At 66.3% G+C, this 5,579-nt stretch carries 3 protein-coding genes; 2 read left to right on the top strand and 1 reads right to left on the bottom strand.

Features of this window, described 5'->3' with window-relative positions; translation table 11 throughout:
• The first annotated feature begins 196 nt into the window (after positions 1-196).
• Together glyS and DU475_RS22885 are read left to right on the top strand one after the other, a co-directional pair.
• Positions 197-2,437, top strand: a complete 2,241-nt coding sequence (gene glyS, locus DU475_RS22890) for a glycine--tRNA ligase subunit beta (RefSeq protein WP_164633420.1) — start codon at positions 197-199, stop codon at positions 2,435-2,437.
• Between the two features lie 344 nt (positions 2,438-2,781).
• The gene (locus tag DU475_RS22885) at positions 2,782-3,882 is read left to right on the top strand and encodes a hypothetical protein (RefSeq protein WP_164633419.1); all 1,101 of its coding nucleotides are present in this window, start codon (positions 2,782-2,784) and stop codon (positions 3,880-3,882) included.
• A 13-nt stretch (positions 3,883-3,895) separates the two neighbouring features.
• Here DU475_RS22885 and DU475_RS22880 read toward each other — a convergent pair whose 3' ends face one another.
• Positions 3,896-5,173: an MgtC/SapB family protein gene (locus DU475_RS22880; protein WP_142881947.1), complete on the bottom strand. Its 1,278-nt coding sequence runs from the start codon at positions 5,171-5,173 to the stop codon at positions 3,896-3,898.
• Positions 5,174-5,579: the final 406 nt, after the last annotated feature.

Here is a 5,579-nt window from a genome sequence, read left to right as displayed (position 1 = left end):
CGCAAGGGGGAGGGGAGCCACGACCACGCAAGCCTCGTAAGCCGCGCGGGCGTCGTCGGGAGGCGAACTGATGAATTCTCTTTGCAGGCTTCGCGATGGCGAAGTCAGTCGTTTTCCCAGGCACTGCGCCGTCTCCCCTCCCCCTTGCGGGGAGGGGTCGGGGGTGGGGGTGCCGCGCGCACGGAATCAAATCTAAATGCCCGATCTCCTCCTCGAACTGTTCTCCGAAGAAATCCCGGCGCGGATGCAGGGGAAGGCTGCTGATGATCTGAAGCGGCTGGTCACCGACAAGCTCGTCGCCGAAGGGCTCGTCTACGAGGGCGCGAAAGCGTTTGCGACGCCGCGGCGGCTGACGCTGACGGTGCATGGCATTCCGGCGCGGCAGCCGGATCTGAAGGACGAGCGCAAGGGGCCGAAGGTCGGCGCGCCGGATGCCGCCGTGCAGGGCTTTCTCAAGGCCACCGGGCTCGCCTCGCTGGACGAGGCCAAGATCCAGCGCGATCCGAAGAAAGGCGACTTCTATGTCGCGCTGATCGAGAAGCCGGGCCGGCCGGCGATCGAGGTGATTGCCGAAATCCTGCCCGTCATCGTCCGCACCTTCCCGTGGCCGAAGTCGATGCGCTGGGGCGCGCGGTCGGCCAAGCCCGGCGCGCTGCAATGGGTGCGGCCGCTGCATTCGATCGTCGCGACCTTCGGCATCGACACCGAAGAGCCCGACGTGGTGCATTTCAACGTCGACGGCATCGAGGCTGGGCAAGCCACGCGCGGCCATCGCTTCATGGCGCCGGATGCGTTCGAGGTGCGCCGCTTCGAGGACTACGAGGCCAAGCTGTTCGCCGCCAAGGTCGTGCTCGATCCGGCCCGGCGCAAGGACATCATCCTGGCCGACGCGAAAACGCTGGCGCAGGCGCAGAACTACGAACTGGTCGAGGATCAGGGGCTGCTCGACGAAGTCTCCGGCCTGGTCGAGTGGCCGGTGCCGTTGATGGGCTCGTTCGACAAGGACTTCCTGTCGATCCCGGACGAAGTGATCCGCGCCACCATCCGCGCCAACCAGAAGTGCTTCGTGGTCGCCGATCCTGCGACCGGCAAGCTCGCCAACAAGTTCATCCTTACCGCGAATATCGAAGCCAGCGACGGCGGCGCCGCGATCACCGCCGGCAACGAGCGCGTGATCCGCGCGCGGCTTTCGGACGCGAAGTTCTTCTACGAGACCGATCTGAAGACCAAGCTGGAAGACCGGCTGCCGAAGTTCGATCAGATCGTGTTCCACGAAAAACTCGGCACCCAGGCCGAGCGCATCGAACGCATCGAACGCCTCGCCGCCGAGATCGCGCCGCTGGTCGGCGCCGATGTCGAAAAGACCAAGCGCGCTGCGAAGCTCTGCAAGGCGGACCTGCTCACCGAGGTCGTCGGCGAATTCCCCGAACTGCAGGGCCTGATGGGCAAGTACTACGCGCTGGCCCAGGGCGAAGATGCCTCTGTCGCCGCAGCGTGCGAGGAACACTACAAGCCGCAGGGGCCGGCCGATCGCGTCCCGACCGATCCGGTCAGCATCGCGGTCGCGCTGGCCGACAAGCTCGACACGCTGGTCGGATTCTGGGCGATCGACGAGAAGCCGACGGGCAGCAAGGACCCGTATGCGCTGCGGCGGGCGGCGCTGGGGGTGATTAGGCTGATCGTCGACAACAAGCTCAGATTGAACATCTTCGATCTATCGGCGCGGCCGTTCGCTCGTAACGCGAAGGCTGTCTTGTTCGATGAGTTCCGCGCGGCGATGGAACTGGTGCAGCGCGTCGAAGATGAGCTTCCCCCTGGTACGATCATCTCGATTTCTGAACTTGCGACGGCATTTCGGTATCGCCAGATTGCAGAAGCAGATCTGGTCGCCGGGCAGATGAGAAAGGCTGCACTAGACCTCCTCTCCTTCTTCGCCGACCGCCTCAAGGTCCAGCTCCGCGACCAAGGCGCTCGTCACGATCTCGTCGACGCGGTGTTCGCGCTGGAAGGCCAGGACGACATCCTGATGATCGTCCGCCGCGTCGAGGCGCTGGCGGCGTTTCTGGCCACCGACGACGGCAAGAATCTGCTCGCCGGCACCAAGCGCGCCGCCAACATTCTGCGCATCGAGGAGAAGAAGGACGGCCGCGCATTCGACGGCGCGCCGGATGCTTCGCTGTATGCGCAGGATGAGGAGAGGGCACTCGCCGCCGCGATCGACCGTGCCAAGGCGGAGGCCGGTGCGGCCGTCGCCAAGGAAGACTTCGCCGCGGCGATGACCGCGATGGCGGGTCTGCGGCCGGCGGTCGATGCGTTCTTCGATAAGGTGACGGTCAACGCCGACGACAAGGCCGTCCGCGAAAACCGCCTGAAGCTGCTCAACGAAATCCGCGCCGCGACCCGCGCGGTGGCGGATTTTTCGAAGATCCAGGACTAACCGCACCGTCATTCCGGGGCGCTCGCGTCAGCGAGCGAACCCGGAATCGCGATGTGGTCGTGCACGGTACCTGCCAAGCGCATCGCTGCGTCACCCTCTGCGATAGCTGCGAGATTCCGGGTCTGCGTGCTGTCGCACGCATCCCGGAATGACGGTGCTCTTGGCGAAGCGGAGCGCCCCGGAATGACGGAGGGGAGGCCGTGTCCTCGAGGCTCCGTCCCCCTCAAAAGCTGCACCGATCAGCAACATCGCGAAACAATTAACCGGTCGTTAACCATGTCCTGACAGGTTGGCTCGCGGTAACGGTTCCTTAACCGTCCTCCTCGGCAGCGGGGCGCCATGCCATGACCAGCATCACCAACGGCCTGAACAATTACGCGCAATACGGCGCCGCCTATGCGCGGACCGCGGGCGCGCAGACCTCGCTGGCGGGCATTCTGAACGCAACCAGCGACGATGTGCTGCCGAGCGCCAGCAACGCGGCGACCCAGCTCACGCTGTCGGCGGCGGCGCGGGCGCAGCTCGCCGGCGGCTCTTCCAAGGATTACTCCGCGGTGATCAGCGACAGCCGCGCCGCGATCGACAAGCTGTACAAGGCGGCGAACGTCTCCGCGCCCTACGACGCAAGCGGCAAGCCGACGGTCGACCTGTCGGGGCTCGACCGCCGGGCGCTGTTCGCGATCGCCTCCAATGCCGGCGGCCGGTTCACCGAGGCCGAGCAGACGCTGGCGGCGACCAACCGGATCGCGCAGTTCAACGCCGCGCTGTCGCCGGCGACGCAGACCGCCAAGCTGATCGGCGACTACAGCACCGTGTACAAGGCGGCTGCCAGCTATCTCGACGGCGCCTCGAGCGAAGAGAAGGCGACCGCGATCTGGCAGGCCGAGCGCGCTGCGATCACCAAGGGGCTGGCGGCGACGCAGAGCGATCCGTCGAAGATCCCGGCCGGCATCAGCAACGATCCGGTGGCCGCCTATCTGGCGCGCTATCCGTCGGGCAGCGCCACCACGACCCAGGATTTCGGCAGCGTCGCCAAGCAGGCACGCGCCACGCTCGACGATCAGGCCAAGCAGGCGACCGCCGCCGGCAAGCTGCTGGTGTACGATCCGGCGCGCAAGACCGGCCAGCAGGCGGATCTGTCGGTGCTCGACAATCGCGCACTGTCGGCGATCTCGCTCAACAAGGACGATCTGTTCTCGCAGGAAGAGGTGTTTGCCGCCAAGCGCGAGCTCGACGGCCGCAACCGCGCCAGCATCCTGACGGCGCTGAAGCAGAGCCAGACCTCCGGCAACCCGGCGGATTTCAGCCTCGGCCTGCTCAACGCCTATTCGGGGATGAGCGCCGAGGAGCGCACCGCGACCAACTGGACCCCGGCGTTCCGCGACAACGCGGTGCAGAGCTACAAGGCCACCACGTCGCTGCTGTCGATGCTGAAGCGCGGCTGACGCTCGCCGCCGCTCACGCGACCTGTGCCAGCCACGCCGCCAGCGCCGCGCCGCCGATCGCCAGCGCCACCAGGACGACCGCGCTCTGCCAGGTGCGGCGACCGCCGAACGCGATCGCATAGGCCGCCTTCAAGACATTGTTGGACGATGCCGCGATCAGCACCGCGATTGCCACCGCATGTTCGCCGATCCCGGCGGTGCCGCCCTGCGCCAGGTTGAGCACGAACGGGTCGATGTCGGAGAACCCGACGATCGCCGCCAGCCAATAGATGCCCTGGGTGCCGAATTCGGTCTTGACCCAGGTCGAGGCCAGCGAGATCGCGACGAACAATCCTGCGAATACCGCGGCGGCGCCCAGTTCGAGCGGGTTGCCGCGCTCCGATGGTTGGGTGGCTTCGCCGCTGGGCGCCTTGATGATCATATATTGCAGCGCTGCGATCGACAGGGCGATTGCTGCGAGCCCCAGCATCGGCGCCGCCAGTTCGCGCGCCAGCGCGATGTTGAACACCGCGATCACCACCAGGATACGCAGATACATGATGCCGGTGGCCAGCGTGATGCCGGCCACCGCCTGACGGCGGAACGCCTCGCTGACGGCGGCCTGCCGCGCCAGCACCACGGTGGTGGCGGTCGAGGAATACAGCCCGCCGAGGCCAGCCATCCACAGCCCCTGCGCGGCGCGCCGCCAATAGCGCTGTGCCAGATAACTGGCATAGGACAGCGCCGACACCAGCGTCAGCGCCAGCCACACCTGCCGGGGCGTGATGCTGGTCAGCGAAGTGACCGGCTCGGCCGGCAGCAGCGGCAGCACGACGCCGCTGAGGATCAGGAATTGCGCCGCGGTGGTGATTTCGCGGGTGTCGACCTTGTGCACCAGCCGGTGCAGCCAGTCGCGCCCTGTCAGCAGCATCACCGCGGTCACCGTCATGCCGACCGCGACCCAATGCGGCAGCGCCAGTGTGACCGCGCCGAGCAGGTAAGCGTGGATGTTGAGCAGCAGCACCACCAGCCCGGCGTTGCGTTCGCCCTGATCGTCGCGTTCGCGCAAATGCACAGTGTAGAAGATCGACAGCCAGATACCGAGCACCACGAGGCCGCCGGTGAAAGCGACCAGACGGGTCGGATCCAGCCAGTACAGCACGCCGCCGCCGACAGACAGCAGTGGAAAAGTTCGGACGCCGCCAGGACGCGCCGATTTGCGCTGTTCGAAGAAATCCTCGAACGCAAAGCCGAGAAAGAAACTCAGCAGCAGCAGCAGCGCCAGGCTGTGAAGGGAGGGCGTTGCGATCATCGGGATCGGCCAGGGCCGTTTGCTGTGCGGATGATTTCGGCGGGTGAGACGCCGCACCGGCGCGCGAACCGGCCGGAGGACGGAACTTTAGAGCATTTCCGGCACCGATAGAATCAGAACCGTACGCTGCCGTGTTCTGTCACAAGTGGAGGGAAGTGACCGAGCGAGATGGCCTGGCCGACGAAGAAGAGCCCCGCCCGGCGGGGGACGGGACGGGGCTCTCCGATCCGGTCGCGTCGGTCGCGTCCGGACCCACGTTCAAGCGACTGCGACGTCCACTCGAACGATCCGATGTCCGACGAGAAAGTAGCCAGCGCATGGGCCTCGTCGGTCTGGTAGGGCAATGCCCGGCCGCCGCTGATGTTCCGGGACGACAATGTCGCAGCGCCCCGAAGTGGTCCCCTCC

Source organism: Rhodopseudomonas sp. WA056 (genome assembly GCF_010906995.1).
Classification (GTDB): domain Bacteria; phylum Pseudomonadota; class Alphaproteobacteria; order Rhizobiales; family Xanthobacteraceae; genus Rhodopseudomonas; species Rhodopseudomonas palustris_G.
Note: the sequence above shows the minus strand (reverse complement) of the source record. Positions and strands in the feature narration are given on the sequence as shown.